Genomic DNA, 25,594 nt, shown 5'->3' with positions numbered 1-25,594 from the left:
CTCTGTCATTCGGGCTCGCACGGTACGCCCGGGAATGACGGCGAGGTCAAATTAACCCCGCGTTAACCATACCTGTCCCACGGTGAGACGACAGGCGCCAAATTGCCGGCGCTGCTCAACGCCGCACGGGGCGGGCACTTCATCATGTCGGTCGACAATTCCAGTGCCTCGCAGACGGCGGTTCTCGATCCGTCGCGGGCGCGCGTCGCCGGTGCGATCAAGCAGGCCTCGAACATCAGCGGCGTCAGCTTCCAGTACATGCTGACCACCGCCAAGATGGAATCGGATTTCGATCCGGCGGCGGGGGCCACCACGTCGTCCGCGCACGGGCTCTACCAGTTCATCGACCAGACCTGGCTCGGTACCGTGAAGGAGGCGGGCACCCAGCTTGGCTATGGCAATTATTCCGACGCCATCACCAGGACGCCCTCGGGCGGCTACACCGTCGATGATCCCGTGATGAAGCGGTCGATCATGAAGCTGCGCGACGATCCGGAAGCCGCCTCCACCATGGCGGCGGCGCTGACGCAGTCGAACAGTTTCAAGCTCACCGGCCTGCTCGGCCGCAGGCCGTCCGACAGCGAACTCTACATGGCGCATTTCATGGGCGTCGGCGGCGCCGCGAAACTGATCGCCAATGCCGAGGACAATCCGCAAGCGGTCGGCGCGCGGCTGTTTCCCAATGCGGCATCCGCCAACCGCTCGATCTTCTACGCCAGGGACGGCCGCGCCCGCAGCGTCTCCGAGGTCTATTCGGTGCTCGACGCGCGTTATGCCAGCGCGGCGAATTCGAAGACGACCCGCAGTGCGATGGCGATGTATGGCGGCACGCCGTCGACCACGCAGGTCGCGAGCGCCAACGGCGTGCAGCCCACCGCGCCTGTCATCGACAATGCCGCCTACCTCCAGACCTTTCCGGATGCGCGCGGCGTCACGCCGGTGAGCGCGACATCGTCAACGACGGTCGCGGACAGCGCGCCGACCACGCCCGCATTCCGCTCGATCTATCAGCCCGGCGACGTGCAGCCGGTCTCGACGACCGTGCAGAAATTGTGGGGCAACAACGCCTCGCTCACCTCGGTCGCATCGGCGCCCGAGGTGCGGCCGCCGCAGCCGCTCGATCTCTTCAGCGATCGCAGCGGCACGTTCTCGAGCTGATCCTCACGCTCGTGTCCAGGACGCGGTGCGGCGCGAGGCGGAATCCCGCCGCTCAGCCGATTTGGTTCCCTTAACAAAACGTCAATAAAACCAGCCGGTTATGGTGAACGCTTTGTTAAGCGTCGTGGTTTATTTTGTGTTGCAGGTGACGAGCCGTCACCGCCTCGTCTTCGTTGCGTAAGCCGGAAGCACCATGATCGTTCGGCAGTTCATCAATTGGATCAGGACGGCGCCCGCTGGCGAGCGGGCCGAGGCAACACGGGCGTTGGCCCGGGCCTGGCTGATCTCAGACCTTTCCCATGACGACCGCGTCGCCGCCGAAGGCGCGCTGCTGATGCTGCTCGACGATCCCTCGCCGCTGGTGCGGCAGGCGATGGCCGAAGCTTTTGCACGCAGCACCGATGCCCCGGCATCGATCGTGCGGGCGTTGTCGGGGGACCAGCCGACCGTCGCGCTGCCCGTGCTCGAACATTCTCCGCTCCTGATCGATGCCGACCTCGTCGACATCGTCGCAACCGGCAATGACGAGGTGCAGTGCGCGGTCGCGCGCCGCATTGCGTTGCCGGTCTCGGTCTGCGCCGCCATCGCCGAAGTCGGCTGCGCGGCGGCGGCCCTCGAGCTGATCGAAAATCCCCACGCCGAGCTGGCGCCGTTCTCCTGGGACCGCATCGTCGAACGTCACGGCCATCTCGCCGCGATCCGCGAGGCGATGCTGGTGCTGGAGGATCTGCCGGCCGCGACGCGTGTCGCGCTGGTGGCAAAACTCTCCGAAACTCTCGCGCAGTTCGTGGTGGCGCGGAACTGGCTGAGCGCCGACCGCGCCGAGCGCATTGCGACCGAGGCGCGTGACCGCTCCACCATGAACATCGCGGCGCGTTCGCGCGGCGAGGACATGCAGGGTCTGGTGCGGCATCTGCGCATCACGGGCCAGCTCACCGCGGGTCTGATCCTGCGCGCGCTGCTGTCGAGCAATCTCGATCTGTTCGACGCGGCGCTCGCCGAACTCGCGGACCTGCCGCTCGCGCGTGTCTCCGCGCTGCTGCACGATCGCGGCGGCAACAGCCTGCACGCGCTGCTCCGCCGCGCCGGGCTGCCGGAGGCAACCTTTGCGGCGTTCCAGGTTGCGCTCGATGCCTGCCACGAGCAAGGTTTTGTCGACAGCGACGACGGCGCGGCGCGGCTGCGCCGGCGCATGGTCGAGCGCGTGCTCACCCATTGCGAGACCGACCGTGGCGCCACCGAGCCGCTGATGGTCCTGCTGCGGCGCTTTGCGACCGAGTCGGCGCGCGAAGAGGCGCGACTGTTCTGCGATGAGCTCGTCGCGGATGAGGCGATCGATCCGGTGTATGACGATCTGATCGCGGCGTGATGGGATGCTGTAGGGTGGGCAAAGGCGCGAAGCGCCGTGCCCACCATCTCTCAGCACGATCAAGTTCGATTGGTGGGCACGCTTCGCTTTGCCCACCCTACGATGCTGATCGTGGTGACAGAGCCGGAAGCCCCGAACTGCGCTCACAATGACGAGGGAAGACTACTCCGCCGGCACGATGCTCGGTGCCAGGATCACTTCGAGATGCTCGGGGCGGTCGCGGTTGACGTCGGCGAGATAGTCGTCGGCGACCTTGCGCAGGCGGCGGCTGAGCTCGGCGGAGACGCTGATGCTGTCGAGCTTGGTGTTCTCGTGCACGATGGCGAGGATGGCGTTGATGTGGTGCGTGAACAGTTCGACCGGCACCTTGTCGAGATCGGGCGCGTGCTCGATGACGCGGCACAGGCTCTCCGCAATTCCCGCCGCCGCCGGATAGCCGAATGTCGCGGCGTCGCCCTTGATGTCGTGGGCGGCGCGGAACAGTTCGTCGCGCCTGTCCTTGGTGAAGCCGTCATTGCGGATGGCGACGTAGGCGGCGGACAGCCGGTTCACTTCGGTCGTCATCCAGTCCTTGAACTCGCCGGAGAGGCCTGCCAGCGCCTGCTCGGCGCGGCCGACCGGATCGTCCATGTCCTTTTCCTCGACACGGCGCAGAACCTTGCGCAGCGGATTGGGCTGCGTGATGACATGATGCGTGGCGAAGGCCGTGACCTCGATGTCCTTTGCGCTGTTCTTCGCCATGATGCCTGCCTCGCGTGAGACGCTGCGCTAGATGGAGGACCGCGCCTTGTCGAGCAGCGAGGGCTGTTGCATCACCTCGTGCTTTTCGCCGACTCGGCGTTCGGGACCCATATAGGCGGAGTTGGTGTTGCGGCGCCGGTCCGGACCAAAATAGGTCTTGGTCTTGATGAAGGGGCGGGGACTGGCGACCACGTTGAGGATGCGCTGGTAGAGCCCCTTGGCCGAGATCGGCTTGGCGAGGAATTCGGTGACACCGGCATCGCGCGCCACCGTGACGCGGCGCTTCTCGGAATGACCGGTCAGCATGATGATCGGCGCGTAGGGATTGCCCTTGGATTCCGGCTGCCGGATCATCTGCGCGAGCTCGAGCCCGTCGAAGATCGGCATCGCCCAGTCGGTGATGACGATGTCGGGGACGTAATGGCTGTACATTTCCAGCGCGGTTGCGCCGTCCTCGGCTTCATAGACCTCGCGCGCGCCGAAGGAATGCAGCAGCGTCCGCAGGATGCGGCGCATGTGCGGATTGTCGTCGCAGACGAGGAAGCGCAGCTTGTTGAAATCGATGCGGAACATGGCGCCCGGGCGGAAGCGGTCAACTTTCGTTAACCATATCGCGCCGGGGGTTAACGAAGGGTTGCCGCGGCCTTCGGTGGCGCTTCGGAGGACGGGAATTTAGCATATCGTAATTCTGCCATTTTTTATTGTAAAACAATAAAAAATTCGATTGAGCGGGAGTTGTTTCGATGAGCGTGATCGCTTTTCCTTATCCTGTCCCGGCCGAGCCGCGGCTCCGGCGGATCGGGCGTGTCGTGGCCGTCGGCGCGCTCGTCTGCGTCGCCGGCGCGGTGCTTGCGGTGCCGCTGCTCTGGTCGAGTGACGAGGTGCTTCGGCACTGGATCGCGACAGGGTCCCCGCTGGGGGCGCGGCCGTTCACCCTCAATTTCGGCACGCGCTTCGCCGGCGGGCTGATCAGCCTGATCGGCCTTGCGCCCGTCATTTACGCGTTGTTGCAGCTCTCGATGCTGTTCTCCCGTTTCGCGCGCGGCGAGGTCTTTGTGACCGGGAACGCCTGGCGTATCCGTCGCATGGGCCTCGCGCTGATCGTCAATGCGTTGATGTCGCCATTGGTGCAGATGCTTACCACGATCAACCTGACGCGGGCCAACGAACCCGGCCAGCTCGTGGTCATGTTCGGGATCGAGCAATCGCATGTGCTGTCGGTGCTGAGCGGCCTGGCGCTCGTCGCCTTCGCGACCGTGATGGCCGATGCCGTCCGCCTGTGGCACGAGAACAGTGAGATCATCTGACCATGCCGATCGTCGTCAATCTCGACGTCATGCTCGCCAGGCGCAAGATCAGATCGCGCGAGCTCGCGGCGCGCATCGAGCTCACGGAGGCGAACGTCTCCCTGCTGAAGTCCGGCAAGGTGCGCGGTATTCGCTTCGACACGCTGGAGCGGATCTGCGCCGTGCTCGACTGCCAGCCCGGCGATATCCTGGAATACGTCCCTGATGGCGCGGACGACGCGTTGGAGCCTCGCACGGCCGGTCGGAAATCGGCCTAGCCAAGCCTCGTTCAATCCAAGCCTCTTTCAATCTTGAACCGGAGATGCCTGCGATGAACCGCCTCGCGCGCGTTCTTGCGAGCGCGGCTGCGCTCGCGCTTGCCGGATGCAGCGCGGTGCCGCTGACATCGATCCCGCCGCTTGCCCGCATCGACGCCAAGACGACCGACCTGTCGATGCTGCGCGTCGCTGTGCAATTGCCTGATGCGTTGCGGCCACGCGCGGGCGGCGTCAAGCTCGACGTTGTCACCAGGGTGGTAGGGGAGGCGGAGGCCAGGACGAGCTTCGCCATGCTGGAGATGAGCGCGCGCGAGCGCCCAGGCCTGCCGGCCTCGCCGCAGGGCTCCTCCATGTACGCCTATCGCTTGTCGTCAGAAGATGCCGCGCGCTTCGAGGCGCTGCGTACCTCGATGATCGAGCAGGGGCAGAAAGGCAAGCGCGGTTCGATGGGGCTCGGCGTGGCAGCCAAGGAATTCTGTCGCGCCAACGCGGCGCCGCAGGCATCGCTACTCGTAACGATCTATCTCATGACGTCGGAGACGAAGAGCCTCGTCCCAGTCGTCAGGGATTTTGATCTGCTTGGCGATCCCGCAATGGCGGGAGGCCTGGAATCGATTCAGCGTTGCGGCCAGTGATCCGCGCCTTGGCTCAGGAACCAAATTGCTCGCGCAGGATCCGCTCTTCCAGGCTGTGGCCGGGGTCGAACAGCATGCGCATCGAAATGGTCTTGTCGGACAGGACCTCGACGCGGCGGACATCGCGCACCTCGTCATGGTCGGCCACCGCCGCCACCGGCCGCTTGTCGCCCTCCAGCACCTCGATCACGACGTAAGCGGTATTGGGCAGCAGCGCGCCGCGCCAGCGGCGCGGTCGGAAGGCGCTGATCGGTGTCAGCGCCAGCAGCGCGGCGTTGATCGGCAGGATCGGTCCCTGCGCGGACAGATTGTAGGCGGTGGAGCCGGCCGGCGTCGCCACCATGATGCCGTCGGCGATCAGCTCGGCCATGCGCTCGCGCTCGTCGATCAGGATCCGCAGGCGCGCGGCCTGGTAGGTCTGCCGGAACAGGGCGACCTCGTTGATGGCGTGATGCAGGTGGACGCGGTCGTTGACGTCGGTGGCCCGCATCAGGAGCGGGTTGATCTCGGATTCCTGCGCCGCCTCGAGACGGGCGCGAAGGTCGATCGTCGAGTATTCGTTCATCAGGAAGCCGACGGTGCCGCGGTGCATGCCGTAGATCGGCTTTCCCGTATGCATGTTCCGGTGCAGCGTCTGGAGCATGAGCCCGTCGCCGCCGAGCGCGACCACGACGTCGGCGTCCTTCGGGTCGCAATTGCCGTAGTCGCGGGAGAGCTGGCTGAAGGCGGTTTGTGCCTCGCTGCTCGGGCTGGCGACGAAGGCGATCCGGTCGTATCGCGCTGGCTTGGTCATGGCTTCCGGGCAGGGCCGCTGGCTGGAGAAAGTTCCGCCGGGCTCGTCTATACGACCTGGGCCTCCATTGTCGAGAAGGACCGCTCTTCAAGGCAAACAGCGTCCATCCGATTCAGGGCAAAACCGGGTCGATTTGCGCCCGCCCGGCTTCTTCAGGGCCGAGGGGCCGGCAATCCCCCAAACCGTCGCAATTTCTCGCTAGGCTTTCGATACTCGCCGGCTCTCATCGCCGGACAAGGAGAACGATCATGGTCATGCGTTTGCCGGCGCTGCGCCGCGCGACCCTGGTACTGGCGGTGTCGACTTTCGCGCTCGCGGGATTTGCGCGCGCGGACGATCCGTCGCAGCCGCGCGCCGAGACGACGGCACCCGCCGGACAGAAGGGTGGGCGCGGCGGCAACGCGCCAGGCGCGCCGCAGAATTCATCGTCCGCCGCCGAGCCGCATCGTCTGCCGCCGGATTCGACCACGAAGCAGACGCTCGATCTGCCGGGCCGCGCACTCAACTTCAGCGCGACGGCCGGCTCGATCCGCGTGTTCGACGGCAAGGGTGAGCCGCTCGCCGACATCGCCTACACGTCCTATGAGCTCGATGGTGCCGACCGCGCGACGCGGCCCGTGACGTTCCTGTTCAACGGCGGTCCCGGCGCGTCCTCGGCATGGCTCCAGTTCGGCGCTGCCGGTCCGTGGCGGCTGCCGCTCGATGGCGAAGCGCTGTCGCCGTCGGCCTCGCCCGAGGTGAAGCCGAACGCGGAGACCTGGCTCGACTTCACCGATCTCGTCTTCATCGATCCCGTCAGCACCGGCTACAGCCGTTTTGTTGCGAGTGGCGACGACGCGCGCAAGTCCTTCTATTCCGTCGACGGCGACGTCAATGCGATCGCGCTCGTGATCCGCCGCTGGCTCGAGAAGCACGATCGGCTGACTTCGCCGAAATACGTCGCGGGCGAAAGCTATGGCGGCATTCGCGGGCCGAAGGTGGTGCGCCAGTTGCAGCTCCAGCATGGCGTCGGCGTCAGGGGACTGATCCTGGTGTCGCCGCTGCTGGATTTCCGCGAGTTCACCGGCACCAGCGTCCTGCAATATGTCGCGACGCTGCCGAGCTATGTTGCGGTCGCGCGCGAAGCGAAAGGATCGGTCAAGCGCGCCGATCTCGCCGACGTCGAGGCTTACGCGCGCGGCGAGTTCCTGGCGGACCTCATCAAGGGCGAGGCGGACAAGGAGGCCACCAACCGTCTCGCCGACAAGGTCGCCGAGCTCACCGGGATCGACCAGGCTGTGAGCCGCAGGCTCGCCGGCCGCTTCGACGTCGGTGAATTCCGCCGCGAGTTCGACCGCAAGAACGGCAAGGTGACGGGGCGCTACGACGCCTCGGTGCGCGGCTTCGATCCCTATCCGGATTCGAGCAGCTCGCGGTTCGGCGACCCCTCAGGCGATGCGCTCCAGGCGCCGCTGACGAGTGCCGCGGTTGATGTGCTGACGCGCAAGCTCAACTGGCGGCCCGATGGCTCCTACGAGGTCCTGAACGGCGCGGTCGAGGGCCACTGGGATTTCGGCCGCGGCATCAACCCGCCGCAGTCGGTGTCGGAGCTGCGCCAGATCCTCGCCACCGACGCGAAGCTCAACGTGCTGGTCGGGCACGGCCTGTTCGATCTCGCCACGCCCTATTTCGGGACGAAGCGGGTGCTCGACCAGTTGCCCGCGTTTGCAACACAGCGGGTCAAGTTCGTCGTCTATCCCGGCGGCCACATGTTCTATTCGCGCGACGGCTCGCGGCAGGCGTTTCGGAGCGAAGTGGAGGCGTTGATCAGGGAGTAGGCCGCCGCTTGCGCGGCTTGTATCTGCGCTCAATTTCCTTCGCCACGACGCTCGCAGGTTTCACGTTGGCGCCGGCGATCCAGATGTCGCTGACCTTGCCGCGCGCGTTGCGGATACGGCGCACCGGCTCGCCGTGGCTGGAGTAACCGGCTGCCCAGGCGAGCTTGCCGGTGTCGCGGCCGGTGACCTCGATCTCGGCGGCATCCATGAACGGATTGTTGAACTGCGGATTGGCGACCAGCACGCGATTGCCTGCAGGCACCAGGTCGCTCGCGCCCCAGATTGTCCACCAGCGGCCGGTCCAGTCGCGCACGCGGCGGTCGGGCGCACCACGTGTTCTGAACACGCGTAAAATCTGCATCGCGCCGTCCATCCAGAACGGTGCTGCGCCGTCGATGGAATTGCTGAGGATGCTGATCGCGAGCTCGCAAGCGGGAATCGAGCAGGTCCTGGAGATGTAGCCCTGGAAGCCGCCGCCATGGCCGAACCAGTCCCAGCCGTCGGTCTTGCCGGCGTTGACGCCGAGGCCGTAATACCCCTCGAAGCTTTGCGGGATGCGCCAATGGTTTCGTGTCATCTCGCGGCGGCTTGCCACCGACAGAACGCTCTTCCTGGCATTGGGCGCGAGCTGCGCGAAGAAGCGGGCCGTGTCGCCGGCGGTGGCGACGAAGCCCGCGGCGGACGCCATCGCATGCGCGGGATTGTCGCCGGGGACCACACCGCGCTCGCCGAACGGCAGCTTTCGCGTGTGGCCGCGCGCAAAAGGCGCCCCCTTGGGAAGCGGCGCGTTCGGCTCGGTCTCGCGCAAGCCGGCCGGCTCGATGATCTCGCACTTGATCCAGAGCGGGTAGGGCTCCTTCGTTACGGCTTCGATGACGAGGCCGATCAGGCCAAAGCCGTGATTGGAGTATTTGAAGCGTGTGCCGGGCTCGATCGCGGTCGGCAGTTTCAGCTCCGCGAGCAGCTCCTTGGCGTTGAGGTAGGGACGGCTGTCGATGAACTGGCCGGAATCGACGCCGTCGCGCGTCAGCCCCGCGCTATGCGAGAGCACCTGCGCAATCGTCGTCTCGGCGACGCGCGGATGCAGGCCGCCGACATATTGGCCGACGGGGTCGTCGAGCCGGAGCTTGCGCTGCTCGCGCAGCTTCATGATGCCCGCGGAGGTAAAGCTCTTCGAATGCGAGGCGATGCGGAAGCGGTGGCGCGGGGTGAGCTTCTCGCCGGTGTCGAGATTGGCAAGGCCGAACGCATGCTCGGCGACGACCTCGCCGCGATGGACGAATGCGACGAGGACGCCCGGCTGCTGGTATGTCGTCTGTTGGAATTCGATCCAGGAGCCGATGTAGTCGATCGCGGATCGCAGCCACGTGTCCATTGCGCTACCAGTTTGCGGGGAAAGATTTGGTGCGCGAGGCTAACCGAGAAAGCGGAACGGGCACAACCTGAAAGGTTGTGCCCGTTCGTTTCGTTCGAAGGCGCGTGTCTTAGTAGACGAGCGTGGCGCCGGTCGGCTTGTCGAGCGCGGCGGCGAGCGAGCGATACTCGGAGCTGTCGGTGCCGGCGAGCGAGGCGATCTTGTTCAGATGATACTGCGCCTGCTCGCGGTTGCCCTGCTCGAGCTGCCAGAGGCCGTAATACTGCCAGGTGCGGACGTGGTTCGGATCGTCCTTCAGCGCCAGCTCGTAATAGACCTTCGACGACTGGTAGTCGCCGAGCTTGCGATAGGAGTAGCCGATCAAATTGGCCACGTCGGCGACGTCGTCGCGCTTGAGCGACTTCAGCTGGTCGATCGCACTCGTGTAGTCGTGACCGTCGTAGATCGTGGTGTAGGCGGTGCGATAGGCCGCGAGGAATTTGGGATCGCTGATGGAGGAGCTCTTCTTCTTCCCCTTCTTGGCCGAGCTGTCCGACTTCGGCGGCGGCGAGGGCTCGTCGCTGCCCGCGGCATAGGCGCTGGTCAGCGCCGGTCCGGCGGCCAACGCCATCGAGACAAGCCCCGGTACCAGAAGCATGGAAAGTCTGCGCATCTATCTTCTCCCGTATGGAACGTGGCGATCCTACACGATTGCCCGAAGACCGGAACACCCAACGGGCAAAAACATTCCAGCTTCGCACGATCTATTCGCCCAGGGGCAGATGACAAACTTGTCATCGAGATGAACGGAAGCTGGCAGCCGGCTTCAGAATGGGTTCAGCGCGCCGCGCCTAGGCTCACACCCACGATCGAAGAGCTGGCGAGAGGGCGCCGCCTCAAGATCCTTCCAAGAGGAGACACACCATGTTGAAGACCATTTCCGCAGCCTTGCTCGCAGCTTCCGTGATCGCAGCCCCGGCCTTCGCCGCTGAAGCCGGCAAGACCACAACGACCGCGCCGGTGATCAAGGCGGACCAGGCCCAGACCAAGGTATCGACCCCCGCCGCGAAACCCGAGGCCGCCATCAAGGCCGACGCCAAGGCCACCGACGCGAAGGCCACCGACGTCAAGGCGGATGCCAAGGTGGATACCAAGGCGAAGGCGATGAACGCCAATGCCGCGGTCACGCCCGACGAGCACAAGACCGTGCGCACGCATCGTCACCACAACAAGCATCTGTCGGCCAAGAAGTCGCTGAAGGCGCAGCCCGACGTGACCAAGCCGGCGACCGTCGACAAGCGCAGCTAAGACTGATCCCGCGCGGCGGCATCCAGCATTGCCCCGCCGCCGCGTGCGGAATTCAGGCCAGGCCCGTCGTCATGCCTTGTGCGAAAGCGCGAGGTGTTGGCGGCGGGTCGGTGCGCCGATGCCGGGCCGCAAGCGAATTCCATTCGTTTCGCGACCGCAAACAAAAATCTCGAAAACAACCCCATGCACAGTAGCCGCCGATAGATGAATCAATGGGTTGACGGGCGGTGCGTTGCTCTACGGATTTTACGAATCGTTTGACTCGTCGGGCAAAACACCTCTAGACGTGTATCATTGCAACCTTGGGGCTGGAACATCTCCGAGTCTGATCGAGCGGAGAGCGTGACCTGTGGGGCATCTTGTGAAACGTGCGGTGATTTTGGCATTGCCGTTGGCGCTCGCGGCATGTTTCGGCAGCGATGGTGACCGCCCGACCGTGATGGGCGGGGCCCAGGCCGGAGGGCCGCAGCCGTTTCCCGACAATTTCCGCAGCGATACACTCGCCTTGATGCGCTCCTATCTCAACAATCCGGTCGGCGTGCGCGAGGCCAGCATGGCCGAGCCGGCGCAGCGCGAGGTTGGCGGCCGCCAGTTCTATGTCAGCTGTTTGCGCTTCACACCACGCGAGACCGACGGTAGCTACAAGGGCACGCGCGAGCGTGCGGTCATCTTCGTCAACGGCCGGGCGGACCGCGTCGTCGACCGCGCCGGCGAGCTCTGCGCCGGTGCGGTTTACGCTCCCTTTCCGGAACTGGAAAAGATGACGCGGTAGGGCAAAGCCCGCCTTCATCGCTTGCTGCTAGGACAGAAGCCACCGGAGCCGCTGGATCACATTTTGGCGAGCTTTGAACGGGGCGGTTTCGCCTTGCGACAGATTGTTACGGCAGGCCTTGCGCCAATGACAAAATTGGTCAGCGCAAGCAGGTGTGACGGAACAAAATCGCGTTGTTGCCACCCCGTCACAGTCACGAACGATCAACGTTCCGGCATCGCTGCGAAGCAACCAAATTCACGCCACGTTGTTTGCTGAGGGTCGATTTTGAAAGAACGGGGATGACAATGAAGACGATTTTGCTGGGCGCTGTCGCTCTGCTTGCGCTGGCCGCGCCGGCCGCAGCGGCCGACATGCAGCCGCGCACCTACACCAAGGCTCCGGCCTATACGCCGCCTCAGGTGATCTACAACTGGACCGGCTTCTACATCGGCGGCCATGTCGGCGGCGCCTTTGCCGGCGACAGCAGCTTCCAGTCCAGCGACGCCCGCTTCCTGGGCGGCGTGCAGGGCGGTTTCGACTACCAGTTCGCGCCGAACTGGGTGGTGGGTATCGAGGCCCAGTACTCCTGGCTGCCGACCAACAACAACGGTGTCACGTTCCCGCTGGGCACGCAGGTGACGTCCAACACCGACCAGCTCGGGTCGGTGACCGGCCGCATCGGCTATACCTGGGGTCCGACGCTGCTCTACGCCAAGGGCGGCTACGCCTGGCGCAATGGCGGCCTCGGCGTCAACGTCGCCGGCGTCGCGCAGCCCTTCACCGCCACCGGTAACAGCAAGGACGGCTACACCGTCGGCGCCGGCCTCGAATACATGTTCGCCCCCAGCTGGTCGGCCAAGGCCGAATACCAGTACTACAACTTTGGCAGCACGACCTTCACCTCCGGCCCGGCCGACATCGTCGGCGTCCGGGGCCGGGAGGACGAGCATACGGTCAAGGTCGGTGTGAACTACCGCTTCGGCTGGGGCGGTCCGGCAGCCTCGCGCTACTGACGCCCGGCAGCGACCACGATCTGACAAAGGCCGGCTCACGCCGGCCTTTCGTTTGCCAGCCCGTTGTTTGCCAGCCTGTTGTTTGCTTTACGTGAACCATCTGGCGCGTCATTTGCAAGCAAATGGTCGGGCGCGCACCTTCTCACGCGCGTCATGGGACTGGCGTAAAGCAAAAATAATTATTGCCGCTTACGGAACTCGCGCTCCGGAAGGCGTTATATGACAATTACCGGGCTGGTGGGACGACGGACATGCGTATCTTTGTGTCGGCAGTAGTGCTCTCGTGCTTCATCTCCCTGCCGTGCGCTGCACAGACAATCCTCAAATCCGAGCCTCTAATGCTGGCACCCTATGAGGTGGCCTTCGTCAAGGACGCTTCCTGCCCATCCGGCAAGGTGCTGAAGGTGACAGGCGCGATCCGCGGGCTGCACCGCCGCAAGGCCTGCGTGGTGCTGGCCGGCGAGCAGGCCTCGCTGGCGACCGCGACCCCCTGAGATCCCTTCCTGAGATAGCTTCCCGGGACAGCCTGGGCTTCCTGCCGAACCTCAAGAATTCAGCTCGAGCTCCATCCGCGACTGCCGTTCGGCCTCGGCCTTGTTTCTGGCGGGATCCTCGCCTTGGGCGGCCCGGCAGGGCTTGATCTCGTAGTCATTGTCCAGGACCCGGCGCGGCCCCTGGCGCTCGTCGTCGGCGCTGATGTCCACGACGAGGCCGCTCTGTTGCGCGAGCTTCCAGACATCGGCATCGCTGGGATAGGCCTTGCTGATTTGGGCGTCGTGGCAGAACAGGGCGTAGGGCATGCTTCCCGCTCCTGAAAAACGCTTAACGGCCTGACGGGCGAGGGGTTCCGGCCAGCTGTTCGATCACGGGGGCGTGATCAGGGCCGCCGGGCCCTGAGTCCTTAACGAGTCCTGAATCCCCAAAAAAAGAAACCTTGGGACTCGTTTGCCGGAATCAGCGGATGTTTCCGGCCATGACGACCGACCTCAAAACCTGCTGCGGGCACATGCTGCTGCCACTGACGCTGGCATTGTTCGGCGCCTGTGCGGCCAATCTCTGGCTGGTGTGGTCCTGGTTGTGAGGCGGAAGCCGCCTCACTTCTCCGCCGGCGGGCGGGGGGAGATGTCGCCGATGGCGGCGCGCAATTTGGTCAGGGTGGACGCGCAATACTCCTCACGCTCGCGTTCGAACCGCTCCTGGTGCTTACGGAAATTGGCGATGCGGGTCTGCATTTCAGAGCGGAAATCGCCGCTCGTCCGTGCAGGCGGGATCACGACGGGCGCGGGCGGCGGGACGGCTTGCGGCGGCTCGATCTCGACCGCGAGGGCCTCGACGGTCAAGGTCTCGACCGTGACGATCCCCACCGGCACAACCGGTGTAGGCGTCGGAATCTCCGGCGGATGGACGTCATCCTTTTTGCCGGTTACCGATTGGACGAAGGCCATTGTCTGCGCGATCAGTGCGTCGCGCTCCCTGATCCACTTCATGGTCCACCTCTCTTGGAGCTATTCCAGCAAAGCTGGCGGGCCGAATCAAGAAGGTGTCCGGTTGGGGATTGCATATTTTTCCCGCTCGCCCGACAGTGAGAGATGGACGCCAAAACAGACCAGTCGGACGAAGCGCAGGGCCTGAGGCTCGTCCGCGCGTTTCTGTCGCTGCCGCCCGACAAGCGGGCGGAGGTGATCGCGTTCGTCGAGGAATTGGCGCGGGCCCAAGGCCAGCCTGAGGCGGGCTCGGAGGCGTCGCCGACGTGAGCGCTATCGCTCGCGCGGGTTGACGTTGGGCTCGAACGGCGCCCCGACCACCCGGACCGGAGTCGGAGCGGTCACGTCGATCGGCGCGCGTTCGGCGACTTGCGTTGCCGGAGCCGGCCCTTGTGCCAGATCGAACAGCGCAACGGTGCTCGCCACGGCGACACAGCACAGCGTCACCGTTGCCAGCAGAAACATGTTTCGGTTTTCTTCCTTGATCCGCATGGGCGGACAACGACTGAGGCCAGCGACCTGTTCCGGCCGGCCTTGCCTGGATCGTGCCCCGGAAACAGGCCGAAGCTTACGTGAAGCTTACGCCGCCACCCAAAATAGTTATTTTTCCGTAAGACTACCCGGCGCATTTGGTATCAAATCTTAACGTCCGCCGGTTCCAATGCACCATGCTGGGATTATGCGTTAGCAGGAATCATTGGGACGGCTGCGATGAGCTTTTTGAACAATCTGAAAATCGTGTGGAAGGTCGCGCTGATCGTGGCCGTGATGGGCTGTGCGATGGTTGCCGTCGCTGGCTTCGGCACGCAAGAACTCTCGGCGACCGTCGACGGTTTTGCCGAGCTCTCCGCCGCGCAATCCTCGGCGCTCAACCTGACGCGGGCCCAGCGCCGTGCCGAGACCTATCATGCCGCGCTCTACGCGGTCTTCACTGAGGCGACGGAGGCGGGCAACGCCGGCCGTCTCAAGACCGCGACGCAGAACCGCGACGAGATCCGTCAATTCCTGGATGCGGCGGAGCAGGACGATCCGGCGCGCGCGAACCAGATCAGGAGCATCGGCGACCAGTTGAAGGCAGCGTTCGCCGGCTGCGATCCGGTGCTGAAGGCCGGCTCGCAGGCGAGCAGCACGGAAGAGAATGCCAAGGCTGCCGACCGTGCGCACAAGGAGTGCGATCCGGTGCTGGATGCGGCCCTCGCACGCATCGTCCAGTTTGTGACCGAGACCGCGCAGACGGTCAGCAAGCGCAAGGAAGCCATCAACCGCGACGCCAGGTCGGCGACATGGACCGTGATCGGCGTCAGCGCCGGTGGCCTGGTCCTCGGCATCGCAATCGCGCTGTTCATCGGTCTCAATGCGATGTCGCGGCCGATTGCCCGCCTCAAGCTCGCCATGGAGGGGATCGCCCGCAACGATCTCAAGACCGAGGTGCCCGAGAAGGACCGACGCGACGAGATCGGCGACATGGCCAAGACCGTCGAGGTGTTCAAGACCAACGCGCTCGAGGTCGAACGCCTCAAGGCGGCGCAGGTCGAAGCCGAGACGCAGGCCGCAGCGCAGCGCAAGCGCGACATGGTCAACTTGGCCGACGGCTTCGAGCGCGCAGTCGGCGAGATCATCGAAACCGTCGGATCCGCGTCCACCGAGCTCGAAGCGTCGTCCTCGACGCTGGCCACCACGGCGCAGCGCGCGCAGGAGCTGACCTCTGTCGTTGCGGTCGCGTCGGGCGAAGCCACCGGCAACGTGCAGTCGGTTGCAACCGCCACGGAAGAGCTGTCCTCCTCGGTCAACGAGATCAGCCGGCAGGTGCAGGAGTCCGCGCGCATGGCGGGCGAAGCCGTCACCCAGGCCCGCACCACGACCGAGCGCGTCAGCGAGCTCTCGGTCGCGGCGACGCGCATCGGCGACGTGGTCGAGCTGATCAACACCATCGCCGGCCAGACCAATCTGCTGGCGCTCAACGCCACCATCGAGGCGGCACGTGCCGGCGAGGCCGGCCGCGGTTTCGCCGTTGTCGCCTCCGAGGTGAAGACGCTGGCCGAGCAGACCGCGAAGGCGACCGGCGAGATCAGCCAGCAGATTTCCGGCATCCAGACCGCGACCCAGGAATCCGTCAACGCGATCCGCGACATCTCCGCGACGATCGAGCGGCTGTCGGAGGTGTCGTCCACCATTGCCGCCGCCGTCGAGGAGCAGGGCGCCGCCACCCAGGAGATCTCGCGCAACGTGCAGCAGGCCGCTCACGGCACCCAGCAGGTCTCCACCAACATCACCGACGTGCAGCGCGGCGCGGCCGAGACCGGCTCGGCGTCCTCGCAGGTGCTCTCGACCGCCAAGATGCTCGCGACCGACAGCAACCGGTTGAAGGACGAAGTCGGAAAATTCCTCCGCACCGTGCGTGCGGCGTAAGTCGGCGCGACGGCATCGGCCCGTCGCACCCTCTATCGCGCCAGCAGGAAACCGAGCGCGAATACCAGCAGCACGGCCGTCATGACGACGGCCGTCACTGCACCGGCGGCGATCCTGGCCTTCTCTTTGGCGGTGGTCGGGCGCATCGGATACGGAGACTACCTCATGTTGAGCTCCGATCCAATCTGTGGTCAGTAACGGTGCGCGCGATGCGCGCGGCCACGATCCATTCCCGAAGGTCGACCCATGAACGAGGATGTCAGCGACGGCTGGGCCGCGTCCGCGGCCGCCTGGATCATCGAGCAGGGGGAAGACGGCGACTATGGCCGCCGCTTCGTGCTGGATGCGCCGATGCGGGCGCGGATCGAAGGGCGCGGCTTTCGCAACGCGCTCGACGTCGGCTGCGGGGAGGGGCGCTTCTGCCGCATCATGCAGCGCGCGGGCATCCGCACCACCGGCATCGATCCGACCGAAGCGCTGCTTGCGCGCGCCAGCGAGCTCGATCCCAGCGGCGACTACCGGGTCGGCCGCGCCGAGACGATGGATTTCGACGCGGAGTTCGATCTGGTTGTCAGCTATCTCAGCCTGATCGACATACCCGATCTCGCGACGGCCATCGCGAAAATGGCGGCGGCGCTACGGCCGGGCGGCACGCTGCTGATCGCCAATTTGACCAGCTTCAACACCGCCGGCCCGCCCGAGGGCTGGACGCGTGACCGCGACGGCGCCCTGCGCTTCACCATCGATCACTACATGGATGAGCGCGCGACCTGGGTGAGCTGGAGCGGCGTCCGCGTCCAAAACTGGCATCGTCCGCTCAGCACCTACATGACGCTGCTGCTCGATCACGGCCTCCAGTTGCGCCTGTTCATCGAGCCGCAACCCATCGGCGGTGATCCCGACAGAATTGCCCGTCATCGCCGGGTGCCGTTCTTCCACATCATGGAGTGGCAGAAGCCGGCTTGAGGGAAGAGGCTGGCGATTTCGGAGGCGACGCTCGCCCTGTATAGTGGACCCGCGACGGAATCTTGACGCGAGTCCCGCCCGATGATCGCCAAACGTCCACCCGTGCTCGCTCACGAACGCTTCGTCGCCGACCGCGACAATTTCGCAGGCCTCGATCTCGCCGCGCGGTTCGAGCGGATCGAGCAGACGAACCTGTGGGGTGCCGCCAGCTCGGTCTCGGGCCTCGGCTCGGAGGATCCGGCGACCGCCGCGCTCCGGGAGGCGCTTCCTCCCCTGTTGCAACGGCTCGGCGCCCGGTCGCTGCTCGATGCGCCCTGCGGCGATGCCGGCTGGATCGGCCGCATCAAGCTCGATCTCGATTACACCGGCGTCGACATCGTGCCGTCGCTGATCGAGTCCAATCGCCGGCGTGTGGCCGGCGGCGAGTTGTCCGGCCGTTTTCTCGTTGCCGACATCACGCGCGATGCGCTGCCGCGCGCCGATGTCATTCTGTGCCGGGACTGCCTGGTTCATTTGAGCTTCGACAACATCGCCCGCGCCACGGCCCGTTTCCGCGAGAGCGGCGCGCGCTTCCTGCTGGTGACGACATTTCCGGAATGGAACGCAAATCGCGATTGCGAGGATGGCGACTGGCGCGCGCTGAACATGGAGAGGGCGCCTTTCCACTGGCCCTTGCCGCGCGCCCTGATCAACGAGCGATGCGAGGAGGGCGGTGGCGGCTGGCGCGACAAGAGCCTCGCCCTGTGGCGGCTGGATGAGCTGCCCGATCGCGTCGGCATTGCCACGGATGTGTGACAGGCGCGGGCGGAACGTCCATTGCTTCCGGGATCGCTCCAGCGCTACACTTTGGGTTGTGTGCCGCCATCCCCGGGGCGCGGTGACATGTCGGAGCCCACCATGAGAGCAAGTGCCATCCTGGCCGCTTTGTTGATCTGGTTCTCCGCGCCGGCGCTGGCGCAGCAGGATGGCGCCGCGCTCTACGCAGCGCACTGCGCACAATGTCACGATGCCGGCGACGCCCGCAGCCGCGCGCCCGCGCGCTCGGCCATGCAGGCGATGTCGTTCGATCATGTGCTGGGGACGCTGACCTCCGGCAGCATGGCCGCGATGGCGAAGGAGCGCAGCGACGACGAGCGCCGCGCGATTGCTTCCTTCGTCACCGGCAAGGCCGCGATCAACAGCGCGTCCGACGCGCAGGGCCGCTGCACGCAGCAGATCAGCGGCTTTCCGCAACCGCTCGACGGTCCTCGCTGGAACGGGTGGGGCGTGGACCTCAACAACAGCCGCTTCCAGCCGGCCGACATGGCGGGCCTGACCCCAGCGCAGGTGCCGAACCTGCGGCTGAAATGGGCCTACGCATTTCCAGGCGCCTCGGTGTCGTTTGCGCCGCCGACGATCGTCGGGGGCCTGTTGTTCATCGGCGGCACCGACCGCAAGGTCCACGCGCTCGACGCGCGAACCGGCTGCACGCTGTGGACCCTCGCGACCGATGGCGCCGTGCGCGCCGCGATCACCTTTGCACAGCTTCCGGGCTCTGATCAGTTCGCGATCTTCTTCGGTGATTTGCGTGCCAACGCCTATGCCGTGAACGCGCTGACGGGTGCGCTGATCTGGAAGACCAAGGTCGAGGAGCATTCGGCCGCGCGGATCACCGGGGCGCCGGTGCTGCATTCCGGCGTTCTCTACGTGCCGGTGTCATCGCTCGAGGAAGCCGCAGGCTCGCAAGCTTCTTACGAATGCTGCACCTTCCGCGGCAGCGTGGTGGCGCTGGAGGCCGCGACCGGCAAGCTGGCCTGGCAAGCCTATACGATCCCCGAAGTGCCGCATCCGACCGACAAGAATGCCAGGGGTACGCAGCTCTTCGGCCCGTCCGGTGCCGCGATCTGGTCGGCGCCGACGATCGACGCGAAGCGCAGCGCGATCTATGTCGCGACCAGCAACTCCTATTCGAACCCGCCGGCCGCGACCGCCGATGCGGTCCTCGCTTTCGATCTCGGAAGCGGAAAGTTGCTCTGGAAACAGCAGGCCACGCCGAAGGACGCCTTCGTCGTCGCGTGCTTCACCGCAGACAGGACCAATTGCCCTGACGATCACGGGCCCGACCACGATTTCGGCCAGTCGCCGATCCTGGTGACCTTGCGCGACGGCAAGCGCGTGCTTGCTATCGCGCAGAAATCCGGCGTCGTGCACGCGCTCGATCCCGACGACGGCGGCAAGATCCTGTGGCAGACCCGGATCGGGAAGGGCGGTGCGCTCGGCGGCAGCGAATGGGGCTCGGCCGCGGACCAGGAGCGCATCTACGTCGCGAACTCCGACGTGCGTTTCCTGCGTGACGGCACCAGACGTCTCGACTCCACGCAAGGGGGCGGCCTGTTCGGCCTCGATCTCGCCAGCGGGACGGTTGTGATGGAGGTGCCGCCGGTCGCCTGTGGCGATCGTCCCCAATGCAGCCCCGCGCTTTCGGCGGCGGTGAGCCTGATCCCCGGCGTCGTGTTCTCCGGCGGCGTCAGCGGTTTCCTGCGCGCCTATGCCACCGACGGCAAGCTGCTCTGGGAGTTCGACACCGCGCAGGATTACAAGGCCGTCAACGGCGTCCCCGCCCATGGCGGCGCGATCGATGGTCCCGGACCGGTCATCGCCGGCGGCATGCTCTACACCAATTCCGGCTATGGCCAATGGAGCGGCGTCGCCGGCAACGTGCTGCTGGCGTTCGAGGCGCGAACGGAGTGAAGCTTCATCGTCGTTGCGACCCGATTGACAGATCGCGTTGCAGGCACGGCTTCTCACGGCGTAGTTCGCGCCAGCTTTGCGGTCTCTTCCCTCCAGGAACAGTGCTCCATCCGGGCGACCAGACCCGTCGACGAACGAGGAGTGAGTTCGATGCTCGACGCCAGATGCAGTTGCGGCGCTGTTGCGCTTTCGCTTCCGGGGCCGTCCCGCCTTGTGGCCGCTTGTCACTGCATCGCGTGCCAGCGGCGAACCGGAGCGCCGTTCGGCGTCGGTGCCTTCTATCCGATTGAGGTCGTCACGATCTCGGGAACGCCGAAGGAGTATGTTCGTGCGGCCGACAGCGGTAGCAGCGTCCGGTTCTATTTTTGTCGTGACTGCGGGTCGACGCTCTATTGGAAGGCCGACAATCTGCCTGACATGATCGGCGTTGCCGTCGGCACGATCGCGGACCCGAATTTCCCGGCGCCGCTCAGATCGGTTTTCGAGCAGTCGAAACATGGCTGGGTGGAGGTCAACGGCGCCGGCGTCGAGCACTTCCGGCAAAGCAGCGCGCACAAGAATTCGAGCTAAGAGACCGCGCGTCGAGCAATGGTGCCGGCTGAGGGGATTGAACCCCCGACCTTCGGTTTACAAAACCGCTGCTCTACCGCTGAGCTAAGCCGGCCACGCTGGGATGTGGGAAGAGACCGGCACGTGCCGGGGCCGTCCACCCGCGCGTCGCAATATCAGACTTGGTTGGAAAGTGCCAGAACCGGTGCAAGCACTGTCGGAATGAAACAGGCGGCCCTGGGGCCGCCTGAATCGCTTCGCCAGATCGTGGCTTATTGGCAGATGTGCTGGAGGCCGTCCGCGCCCTTATACCAAGTGCCGGGCCGGCAAACGATGCCGTTGCGAGCCGCGTAGGTATCCCAATTGCCATACCAGCCCATTTCGCCACGGTTGTAGTTGCCGTAGCCGCCGGAATTGTCATAGGCGTACGAGTTGCCCCAGCCGCTGAACGGTGCTGCGGCAACGGCTGCTGCGGTGCCGACGGCGGCGCCTGCAACCGCGCCCGCGGTCGCTGCTGGCCAGAAGCCGCTATTCGTTCTGTTCACATCGTTGTAGCGGTTCGGGTTGCGATAGGCTGCCCGCTGATATTGTCGTTGCTGACGGCTGGTGGCGTAAGGGCTGCCGGCGCCGGCGTTCAGGCAATTGGCGCTGGCGAACATGGATTCGCAGGCGGCGGGATTGGTGATGGATGCTTGACCCATTGCAGGGCCTGCGAGCGCGGAGGCAACGATCGAAACCGCGCCGATCAGTTTCAGGCTCGTCATGGCAGATCTCCATGTGGTTGGAACGGTTGCTAAGTTCCTCAGTCGCGGAGACGTTCCCATCGTTTCGCGCAAACGAGGTCACATCGCTGTGAGCACGCGGAGGATGTGCAGTTTGTGCCATGTATGCGGCTTGTCGGACGATGGCGGCATCGCGAGCGGGGCCAAGTGTTAACGCTTCGCTAGTGCGCTCGGTGCATTCGAAAGACGACCGATCCTTACGCGTTAGGCTTACCGGAAATTGGTGAAGCGGCCTTAACTCTCTCGGCGGAGCGATCGGTTAGGTTGTAGCCCGGACAATTCGGGATCCTTCCATGCGCGCTCTCGCGCTCGCAGCCTTTCTGATCGGACTGCCCGCGACGGCGCTTGCCGGTGGCGGCTTCGATATCGTCGTTCCCGGCCGCCCGGGCGTGCCCATCATCATCAACAACATCGACGCGTCCTACACCGTGGTCGAGGGTGTCTGGGGCCTCGGGAAGAACATCCAGGTGCAGCCGACGATCTATGGCGGGCGCTATATCGCCGAGCGGCAGCCCGAAGATGTCGGCCATTATTATCCGACGCTGGGCTTGCGGCCCGGCTACGGCCGGCTCGAGGTCGAGCCGCCTGCGAACCGCAGATTGCCCAAGCCCGCCGAGAGCTATCACCAGAGCTGGGGCGCGCAATCGGCGCCGCTGCCGCCGCAGATGGACGTGCCCGTCAATCCGCCGCCGGTGATCTTCGCGCCTGAGATCAACGACCGCCCGCGGCGTCCTCGGCCGCGGCCGCACGCAGAAATACCCGGCAGGCCGCCGGGTTAAGAAACGTCAAAAACCAAAGATACGAAATTCAACAGGAGAGAGTAATGCGTCAGATGATTTCGGGACTGGTCGCGGCGGCGGCCGTGATGTTCGTCGGGGCCGCGCCGGCCGCGGCTTGCGGCTTCAACGGCTGCGCGCCGGTTGCGCCGGTCTATAGCGGCTGCAACACGGGTTGCGGTAGCTGGGGTTATGGCCCGGGTTATGGCGGTTGGGGCTTTGAGCAGCTCGCCGAGCCGGCTACGCAGTACTATTACGTCAACCAGGGGCCGACCTATACCGGCCCGGGCGCGTTCGCGCCGTATCCGACCTATCGTGAGGACGCGGTCGTTGCGCCGGCCAACTACGGTTACGGCTATGGCTATCGTGCTGCCGCGATCGCAGCCCCAGGCGCCTATCCCTATCGCCGCCCCTACTATCGTCCGTATCGCTACGGCTACGGCCCGCGCTACGGCTATCTGCCGCGCACGCACTACGGCTACGGTCCGCGCTACGGCTACCGCCCGGCGCCGTACTATTACGGCGGCCGCCGCGTGCTGCGCCGCTATTACTGATCGCTTGATCGGCTGAGCTGACGAGACGCCCGTCCGCGAGATGCGGACGGGCGTTTTGTTTGCTAGCGCTTCATCAGCCCCAGGCGGCTTGCGCCGACATAGAGCGAGAGCACGGCGGCGTTGGAGACGTTGAGGCTCTTGATCTCGCCGGGCATGTCGAGCCGCGCCACGACGCTGCAGGTCTCGCGGGTCAATTGCCGCAGGCCCTTGCCTTCCGCGCCGAGCACCAGCGCGAGCGGCTCGCGCAGAGTGACCTCGGAGAGATCCGCGCTGCCCTCACTGTCCAGCCCAACAGTCTGGAAGCCGCGCTCGTTCAGCGCGGTGAGCGCGCGGGCGAGGTTCTGCACCGTCACCATGGGCACCAGCTCCAGCGCGCCGGAGGCGGCCTTGGCGAGCACGCCGGTGGCCTCCGGGCTGTGGCGCGCGGTAGTGACGATCGCCTTCACCGCGAAGGCCGCGGCGGAGCGCAGGATGGCGCCGACATTGTGCGGGTCGGTGATCTGGTCGAGCACCAGCACCATGCCCTCCTGCGCCAGGGTCTCGATGTCGGGCGAGGGCAGGGCATCGGCCTCGGCGAGCAGGCCCTGGTGCACGGCGTCGGGCGAGAGCAGCCGGTCGATCTCCTGGGGCCGGACGATCTCGGGCGCGACGCGGGTTTCGATGTTTTCGTCCGCAAGGCGCCTTGCGGCGTTCTCGGTCAGCGTCAGCTTGCGGATCCGCCGCTGCGGATTGGCGAGCGCCATGGTGACGGTGTGCCAGCCATAGAGGATGACAGGCCCGCCGGGGTCCGAATCACGGTCGCGCCAGGCCGGACGGCCGGCCGATTTCCCGGGCCTGTTGAAGGGCTTAGCCCCGCCGCGGGGGCCCCTCGGGGCGAATTTCTTGTCCTTCATGGGCTCGCTTGTGTCACGGGTGCCGGAATATGGCAATTTGGGTGCGAATGGGGGCCATTTTAGCTGTTCGCCTCGGTTGACTTTGCCCCACCGCTTCGCCCATAAACGCGCCCGGTCGCGCCCCCATCCGGGCTGTCGCGGCCTTCACGTTCCATGGCCGTCTTCGGTCGCCGGCAAGGTCCGGCCCGATTGTGCTGCCGTCGAGCGGGGGAGTGTCCCGAGTGGCAAAGGGAGCTGACTGTAAATCAGCCGCCTCATGGCTTCGCAGGTTCGAGTCCTGCCTCCCCCACCAGCCTTGTTGATCAAGAGTTTTAATCAGACGCGGGATCGGCCCGGCGGTGCCGGACGAAGGGTTGGCTCCCGGACGTACGGTGGCTGAAGGGGCGCTCGCGTAACGGACTTCTTCCAGGCTTGATAAGAATGCTCCGCTTTGGCACCTTGTTGGAGTATTCGGAGAAAAGTCATGTATCGTTCATGCTTCATGGCAATTGCCGCCGTCATCTGCATGAGTGGAGCGTCCGCTGGCGCTCAAGCCAGTCCGTACCCATTCGGAGATGAGCCATATCGGCTCAATTGGTATTCCGATCCAGAGATCGCGAATGGTTGCTGGAAGTGGAATTGGCAGCAATACCAGTGGGACAATTATTGCCCCGTCTACGTCCACCCCAAGGCCTTTATGTATCCTCGGGCGAGACCGGTCGTCGTTCGCACCAAAGGCTAACAAGCGAGGCGAACAGTCGGCGCCCCTGTGGGGCGCCGACCGGGCACGTCACCTAGTAGTTCTCGATTGTGCAGGCGACCTGGCTGTGCTTGCCAAAGTTGAGCAACGCATTGCCACGGAAGCCATCGACCCAAACGCCGGCGCCGGCATAGCGATATCCGACGCCCATCGGGACCAAGCGCACGTGCACGCCGCCGGAGCGGCCAGTATGCAGCGACGCAGTCACGACCTCGCCTTCGACCGATACGGCTATCGGGCACAGCGGATACTGTCTTCCGTTCTCGCAGGTAAAAACCAACTCCGAGCAACTTCCGATCGCGCCGGGAGAAGCCTGCAAGGCCATGTCCGCAGCGACTGCCCTACCGGGGTCACCAGCCGCTCCCGCTCCGAAAAGGACAACTGCCGTCAGATACCTGAACATCGAATTGCGCATCGCCGCCCCCAAGAGAAAATTTTTTAATCACGGGGCCCAAGAGAGCAAAAATCGCAAACAGCGTCAAACCACGGCGTTGCCGCGAGGGTCCTTCAGCCGCCGCTGCGTCGCGACAAGGCCGGGCGCGTCCAACCGCGCAGTCGCATAGTATATATAGAGTCTGTTCAGCGAATTCGCCCCGGTAGCCGCAGGAAGCGTGCCGAGGGGGCGCGAAAGCGCACTTCGCGCAGCGTCTTCATCGGCCTGATTTTGCAGCAACGTAAGAGTGCCGCGGCTAGATTTTCTGCTGCGCGCCAGGGCCTGAAACGTTGACCGTGATCTTCTGAATTTCCGTTCGCCCGCCAGCGTATTTGACTTCGATCGTAAGCACATCGTCGCCGACAAAGTCGGGCTGCGATTTGTAGAATGCAACGTAGGCCGGTACTTCCAGCGCGAGACAGGATTTGTAGTTGGTCGCTTTCACCTTGGCCGACTTCATAGTGACTTTCCCGGACGCTGGCGGATTGACCAGGCGGATCGTGGGCAAGGGCCCGGATGTGCAGTCGGGCAGTACGTTGAGGTACAGGCCGATTCGCGTGTCCTTGTTGGGGGCGGACTTCACCATTCGCTCGACCGGGATATTTGTGTCCTCAGCCCATACCGGGCCGCCAAATCCGCTCAGCGCAACGATCGTGGCGTAAAATAATACCTTTTTGGCCGCTCGCGAGCCCGCTTTGCCGTTCCAGTCGATACGCCGCAAGGTGTTCATTTCTCGTGCCTTTTTTGGCGTCATTGGCCAAAAATTGATCTAT

30 protein-coding genes and 2 tRNA genes are annotated in these 25,594 nt (G+C 65.0%); 19 read left to right on the top strand and 13 right to left on the bottom strand.

The features are described 5' to 3' along the window. Positions 1-102 precede the first annotated feature (102 nt). Together NLM15_RS27840 and NLM15_RS27835 are read left to right on the top strand one after the other, a co-directional pair. Entirely contained in the window at positions 103-1,158 is a 1,056-nt protein-coding gene (locus NLM15_RS27840) for a lytic transglycosylase domain-containing protein (protein WP_254120698.1), read from the top strand. 193 nt (positions 1,159-1,351) lie between these two features. After that, a complete protein-coding gene (locus NLM15_RS27835) occupies positions 1,352-2,527 on the top strand; it encodes a DUF2336 domain-containing protein (protein ID WP_254120696.1) in 1,176 nt (391 codons plus the stop codon). A 162-nt stretch (positions 2,528-2,689) separates the two neighbouring features. Here NLM15_RS27835 and NLM15_RS27830 read toward each other — a convergent pair whose 3' ends face one another. Both NLM15_RS27830 and NLM15_RS27825 read right to left on the bottom strand, forming a co-directional pair. Further along, entirely contained in the window at positions 2,690-3,268 is a 579-nt protein-coding gene (locus tag NLM15_RS27830) for an Hpt domain-containing protein (protein ID WP_254120694.1), read from the bottom strand. A gap of 27 nt (positions 3,269-3,295) precedes the next feature. Next, entirely contained in the window at positions 3,296-3,841 is a 546-nt protein-coding gene (locus tag NLM15_RS27825) for a response regulator (protein WP_140981728.1), read from the bottom strand. Between the two features lie 236 nt (positions 3,842-4,077). On the opposite strand from NLM15_RS27825, the gene NLM15_RS27820 reads away from it, so the two are divergent. From NLM15_RS27820 to NLM15_RS27810, 3 genes are read left to right on the top strand one after another with little or no spacing between them, the layout of a single operon-like run. Next, positions 4,078-4,575: a DUF2975 domain-containing protein gene (locus NLM15_RS27820; RefSeq protein ID WP_254120692.1), complete on the top strand. Its 498-nt coding sequence runs from the start codon at positions 4,078-4,080 to the stop codon at positions 4,573-4,575. Between the two features lie 2 nt (positions 4,576-4,577). After that, entirely contained in the window at positions 4,578-4,832 is a 255-nt protein-coding gene (locus NLM15_RS27815) for a helix-turn-helix transcriptional regulator (RefSeq protein WP_254120691.1), read from the top strand. 53 nt (positions 4,833-4,885) lie between these two features. After that, complete coding sequence (locus NLM15_RS27810) at positions 4,886-5,467, top strand: hypothetical protein (RefSeq protein WP_254120689.1); 582 nt, start codon at positions 4,886-4,888, stop codon at positions 5,465-5,467. A gap of 13 nt (positions 5,468-5,480) precedes the next feature. Here the strand turns inward: NLM15_RS27810 and NLM15_RS27805 are convergent, their stop codons facing one another. Then, on the bottom strand, positions 5,481-6,260 hold the full coding sequence (locus tag NLM15_RS27805) for an NAD kinase (RefSeq protein WP_254120687.1): 780 nt from the start codon (positions 6,258-6,260) through the stop codon (positions 5,481-5,483). A 248-nt stretch (positions 6,261-6,508) separates the two neighbouring features. Between NLM15_RS27805 and NLM15_RS27800 the strand changes: the two genes are divergently transcribed. Then, positions 6,509-8,077 (top strand): S10 family peptidase, encoded by a 1,569-nt coding sequence (locus NLM15_RS27800; protein ID WP_254120685.1) that lies wholly within the window; start codon positions 6,509-6,511, stop codon positions 8,075-8,077. Here NLM15_RS27800 and NLM15_RS27795 read toward each other — a convergent pair. After that, the gene (locus NLM15_RS27795) at positions 8,067-9,452 is read right to left on the bottom strand and encodes a serine hydrolase (protein WP_254120683.1); all 1,386 of its coding nucleotides are present in this window, start codon (positions 9,450-9,452) and stop codon (positions 8,067-8,069) included. The two genes, NLM15_RS27800 and NLM15_RS27795, sit on opposite strands and share 11 nt — an antisense overlap. Positions 9,453-9,561: 109 nt before the next feature. Continuing rightward, the gene (locus NLM15_RS27790; RefSeq protein ID WP_254120682.1) at positions 9,562-10,104 is read right to left on the bottom strand and encodes a lipopolysaccharide assembly protein LapB; all 543 of its coding nucleotides are present in this window, start codon (positions 10,102-10,104) and stop codon (positions 9,562-9,564) included. A gap of 251 nt (positions 10,105-10,355) precedes the next feature. Here NLM15_RS27790 and NLM15_RS27785 point away from each other — a divergent pair, with 251 nt between their 5' ends. The 4 genes from NLM15_RS27785 (at position 10,356) to NLM15_RS43785 (ending at position 13,000) form a co-directional block, all read left to right on the top strand. Continuing rightward, positions 10,356-10,739 carry a His-rich protein BRANT gene (locus NLM15_RS27785; protein WP_254120680.1) on the top strand — a complete coding sequence of 128 codons (384 nt, stop codon included), beginning with the start codon at positions 10,356-10,358 and terminating at the stop codon, positions 10,737-10,739. Positions 10,740-11,115: 376 nt separating this feature from the next. Beyond that, positions 11,116-11,511, top strand: a complete 396-nt coding sequence (locus NLM15_RS27780; RefSeq protein ID WP_254124442.1) for a hypothetical protein — start codon at positions 11,116-11,118, stop codon at positions 11,509-11,511. A 287-nt stretch (positions 11,512-11,798) separates the two neighbouring features. Then, positions 11,799-12,506, top strand: coding sequence for an outer membrane protein (locus NLM15_RS27775; protein ID WP_254120678.1), 708 nt, complete (start codon positions 11,799-11,801; stop codon positions 12,504-12,506). Positions 12,507-12,757: 251 nt separating this feature from the next. Next, entirely contained in the window at positions 12,758-13,000 is a 243-nt protein-coding gene (locus NLM15_RS43785; RefSeq protein WP_038935984.1) for a DUF6719 family protein, read from the top strand. Between the two features lie 51 nt (positions 13,001-13,051). On the opposite strand, the gene NLM15_RS27765 is transcribed toward NLM15_RS43785, so the two are convergent. After that, positions 13,052-13,306 (bottom strand): hypothetical protein, encoded by a 255-nt coding sequence (locus NLM15_RS27765; RefSeq protein ID WP_254120676.1) that lies wholly within the window; start codon positions 13,304-13,306, stop codon positions 13,052-13,054. A gap of 294 nt (positions 13,307-13,600) precedes the next feature. After that, positions 13,601-13,993 carry a hypothetical protein gene (locus NLM15_RS27760; protein ID WP_254120674.1) on the bottom strand — a complete coding sequence of 131 codons (393 nt, stop codon included), beginning with the start codon at positions 13,991-13,993 and terminating at the stop codon, positions 13,601-13,603. Between the two features lie 102 nt (positions 13,994-14,095). Here NLM15_RS27760 and NLM15_RS27755 point away from each other — a divergent pair, with 102 nt between their 5' ends. After that, positions 14,096-14,260 carry a hypothetical protein gene (locus tag NLM15_RS27755; RefSeq protein WP_254120672.1) on the top strand — a complete coding sequence of 55 codons (165 nt, stop codon included), beginning with the start codon at positions 14,096-14,098 and terminating at the stop codon, positions 14,258-14,260. A gap of 3 nt (positions 14,261-14,263) precedes the next feature. Here the strand turns inward: NLM15_RS27755 and NLM15_RS27750 are convergent, their stop codons facing one another. Continuing rightward, positions 14,264-14,455, bottom strand: coding sequence for a hypothetical protein (locus tag NLM15_RS27750; RefSeq protein ID WP_254120671.1), 192 nt, complete (start codon positions 14,453-14,455; stop codon positions 14,264-14,266). A 246-nt stretch (positions 14,456-14,701) separates the two neighbouring features. Here NLM15_RS27750 and NLM15_RS27745 point away from each other — a divergent pair, with 246 nt between their 5' ends. The 5 genes from NLM15_RS27745 (at position 14,702) to NLM15_RS27725 (ending at position 20,665) form a co-directional block, all read left to right on the top strand. Continuing rightward, complete coding sequence (locus tag NLM15_RS27745; RefSeq protein ID WP_254120669.1) at positions 14,702-16,399, top strand: methyl-accepting chemotaxis protein; 1,698 nt, start codon at positions 14,702-14,704, stop codon at positions 16,397-16,399. Positions 16,400-16,645: 246 nt separating this feature from the next. Then, complete coding sequence (locus tag NLM15_RS27740; protein WP_254120668.1) at positions 16,646-17,365, top strand: bifunctional 2-polyprenyl-6-hydroxyphenol methylase/3-demethylubiquinol 3-O-methyltransferase UbiG; 720 nt, start codon at positions 16,646-16,648, stop codon at positions 17,363-17,365. A gap of 81 nt (positions 17,366-17,446) precedes the next feature. After that, entirely contained in the window at positions 17,447-18,160 is a 714-nt protein-coding gene (locus tag NLM15_RS27735) for a class I SAM-dependent methyltransferase (RefSeq protein WP_254120667.1), read from the top strand. 102 nt (positions 18,161-18,262) lie between these two features. Continuing rightward, complete coding sequence (locus NLM15_RS27730) at positions 18,263-20,095, top strand: PQQ-binding-like beta-propeller repeat protein (protein ID WP_254120666.1); 1,833 nt, start codon at positions 18,263-18,265, stop codon at positions 20,093-20,095. A gap of 150 nt (positions 20,096-20,245) precedes the next feature. After that, complete coding sequence (locus tag NLM15_RS27725; protein WP_254120664.1) at positions 20,246-20,665, top strand: GFA family protein; 420 nt, start codon at positions 20,246-20,248, stop codon at positions 20,663-20,665. 19 nt (positions 20,666-20,684) lie between these two features. Here NLM15_RS27725 and NLM15_RS27720 read toward each other — a convergent pair. Together NLM15_RS27720 and NLM15_RS27715 are read right to left on the bottom strand one after the other, a co-directional pair. Then, a tRNA-Thr gene (locus tag NLM15_RS27720) sits at positions 20,685-20,759 on the bottom strand. Positions 20,760-20,916: 157 nt separating this feature from the next. Then, positions 20,917-21,408, bottom strand: a complete 492-nt coding sequence (locus NLM15_RS27715; RefSeq protein ID WP_254120662.1) for a hypothetical protein — start codon at positions 21,406-21,408, stop codon at positions 20,917-20,919. A gap of 311 nt (positions 21,409-21,719) precedes the next feature. Here NLM15_RS27715 and NLM15_RS27710 point away from each other — a divergent pair, with 311 nt between their 5' ends. Beyond that, on the top strand, positions 21,720-22,205 hold the full coding sequence (locus tag NLM15_RS27710; RefSeq protein ID WP_254120660.1) for a hypothetical protein: 486 nt from the start codon (positions 21,720-21,722) through the stop codon (positions 22,203-22,205). Between the two features lie 44 nt (positions 22,206-22,249). Continuing rightward, a complete protein-coding gene (locus NLM15_RS27705) occupies positions 22,250-22,756 on the top strand; it encodes a hypothetical protein (RefSeq protein WP_254120659.1) in 507 nt (168 codons plus the stop codon). A 62-nt stretch (positions 22,757-22,818) separates the two neighbouring features. Here NLM15_RS27705 and rlmB read toward each other — a convergent pair whose 3' ends face one another. Then, positions 22,819-23,649, bottom strand: a complete 831-nt coding sequence (gene rlmB, locus NLM15_RS27700) for a 23S rRNA (guanosine(2251)-2'-O)-methyltransferase RlmB (RefSeq protein WP_254120657.1) — start codon at positions 23,647-23,649, stop codon at positions 22,819-22,821. A 206-nt stretch (positions 23,650-23,855) separates the two neighbouring features. Between rlmB and NLM15_RS27695 the strand changes: the two genes are divergently transcribed. Beyond that, positions 23,856-23,941: transfer RNA gene (locus NLM15_RS27695), tRNA-Tyr, on the top strand. 481 nt (positions 23,942-24,422) lie between these two features. Here the strand turns inward: NLM15_RS27695 and NLM15_RS27690 are convergent. Beyond that, a complete protein-coding gene (locus NLM15_RS27690; RefSeq protein WP_254120655.1) occupies positions 24,423-24,803 on the bottom strand; it encodes a hypothetical protein in 381 nt (126 codons plus the stop codon). Positions 24,804-25,077: 274 nt separating this feature from the next. Next, entirely contained in the window at positions 25,078-25,551 is a 474-nt protein-coding gene (locus NLM15_RS27685; protein WP_375166864.1) for a hypothetical protein, read from the bottom strand. Positions 25,552-25,594: the final 43 nt, after the last annotated feature.

Source organism: Bradyrhizobium sp. CCGB20 (assembly GCF_024199855.1).
Classification (GTDB): Bacteria; Pseudomonadota; Alphaproteobacteria; order Rhizobiales; family Xanthobacteraceae; genus Bradyrhizobium.
The sequence above is the reverse complement of the archived record's forward strand: the minus strand, read 5'-3'. Positions and strand labels throughout refer to the sequence as shown.

Coding starts and splice junctions, on each gene's coding strand:
- NLM15_RS27835 (WP_254120696.1), top strand. CDS start 1,352: ATGATCGTTCGGCAGTTCATCAATTGGATCAGGACGGCGCCCGCTGGC.
- NLM15_RS27830 (WP_254120694.1), bottom strand. CDS start 3,268: ATGGCGAAGAACAGCGCAAAGGACATCGAGGTCACGGCCTTCGCCACG.
- NLM15_RS27825 (WP_140981728.1), bottom strand. CDS start 3,841: ATGTTCCGCATCGATTTCAACAAGCTGCGCTTCCTCGTCTGCGACGAC.
- NLM15_RS27815 (WP_254120691.1), top strand. CDS start 4,578: ATGCCGATCGTCGTCAATCTCGACGTCATGCTCGCCAGGCGCAAGATC.
- NLM15_RS27810 (WP_254120689.1), top strand. CDS start 4,886: ATGAACCGCCTCGCGCGCGTTCTTGCGAGCGCGGCTGCGCTCGCGCTT.
- NLM15_RS27805 (WP_254120687.1), bottom strand. CDS start 6,260: ATGACCAAGCCAGCGCGATACGACCGGATCGCCTTCGTCGCCAGCCCG.
- NLM15_RS27800 (WP_254120685.1), top strand. CDS start 6,509: ATGGTCATGCGTTTGCCGGCGCTGCGCCGCGCGACCCTGGTACTGGCG.
- NLM15_RS27795 (WP_254120683.1), bottom strand. CDS start 9,452: ATGGACACGTGGCTGCGATCCGCGATCGACTACATCGGCTCCTGGATC.
- NLM15_RS27790 (WP_254120682.1), bottom strand. CDS start 10,104: ATGCGCAGACTTTCCATGCTTCTGGTACCGGGGCTTGTCTCGATGGCG.
- NLM15_RS27785 (WP_254120680.1), top strand. CDS start 10,356: ATGTTGAAGACCATTTCCGCAGCCTTGCTCGCAGCTTCCGTGATCGCA.
- NLM15_RS27775 (WP_254120678.1), top strand. CDS start 11,799: ATGAAGACGATTTTGCTGGGCGCTGTCGCTCTGCTTGCGCTGGCCGCG.
- NLM15_RS43785 (WP_038935984.1), top strand. CDS start 12,758: ATGCGTATCTTTGTGTCGGCAGTAGTGCTCTCGTGCTTCATCTCCCTG.
- NLM15_RS27765 (WP_254120676.1), bottom strand. CDS start 13,306: ATGCCCTACGCCCTGTTCTGCCACGACGCCCAAATCAGCAAGGCCTAT.
- NLM15_RS27760 (WP_254120674.1), bottom strand. CDS start 13,993: ATGAAGTGGATCAGGGAGCGCGACGCACTGATCGCGCAGACAATGGCC.
- NLM15_RS27755 (WP_254120672.1), top strand. CDS start 14,096: ATGGACGCCAAAACAGACCAGTCGGACGAAGCGCAGGGCCTGAGGCTC.
- NLM15_RS27750 (WP_254120671.1), bottom strand. CDS start 14,455: ATGTTTCTGCTGGCAACGGTGACGCTGTGCTGTGTCGCCGTGGCGAGC.
- NLM15_RS27745 (WP_254120669.1), top strand. CDS start 14,702: ATGAGCTTTTTGAACAATCTGAAAATCGTGTGGAAGGTCGCGCTGATC.
- NLM15_RS27740 (WP_254120668.1), top strand. CDS start 16,646: ATGAACGAGGATGTCAGCGACGGCTGGGCCGCGTCCGCGGCCGCCTGG.
- NLM15_RS27735 (WP_254120667.1), top strand. CDS start 17,447: ATGATCGCCAAACGTCCACCCGTGCTCGCTCACGAACGCTTCGTCGCC.
- NLM15_RS27730 (WP_254120666.1), top strand. CDS start 18,263: ATGAGAGCAAGTGCCATCCTGGCCGCTTTGTTGATCTGGTTCTCCGCG.
- NLM15_RS27725 (WP_254120664.1), top strand. CDS start 20,246: ATGCTCGACGCCAGATGCAGTTGCGGCGCTGTTGCGCTTTCGCTTCCG.
- NLM15_RS27715 (WP_254120662.1), bottom strand. CDS start 21,408: ATGACGAGCCTGAAACTGATCGGCGCGGTTTCGATCGTTGCCTCCGCG.
- NLM15_RS27710 (WP_254120660.1), top strand. CDS start 21,720: ATGCGCGCTCTCGCGCTCGCAGCCTTTCTGATCGGACTGCCCGCGACG.
- NLM15_RS27705 (WP_254120659.1), top strand. CDS start 22,250: ATGCGTCAGATGATTTCGGGACTGGTCGCGGCGGCGGCCGTGATGTTC.
- rlmB (WP_254120657.1), bottom strand. CDS start 23,649: ATGAAGGACAAGAAATTCGCCCCGAGGGGCCCCCGCGGCGGGGCTAAG.
- NLM15_RS27690 (WP_254120655.1), bottom strand. CDS start 24,803: ATGCGCAATTCGATGTTCAGGTATCTGACGGCAGTTGTCCTTTTCGGA.
- NLM15_RS27685 (WP_375166864.1), bottom strand. CDS start 25,551: ATGAACACCTTGCGGCGTATCGACTGGAACGGCAAAGCGGGCTCGCGA.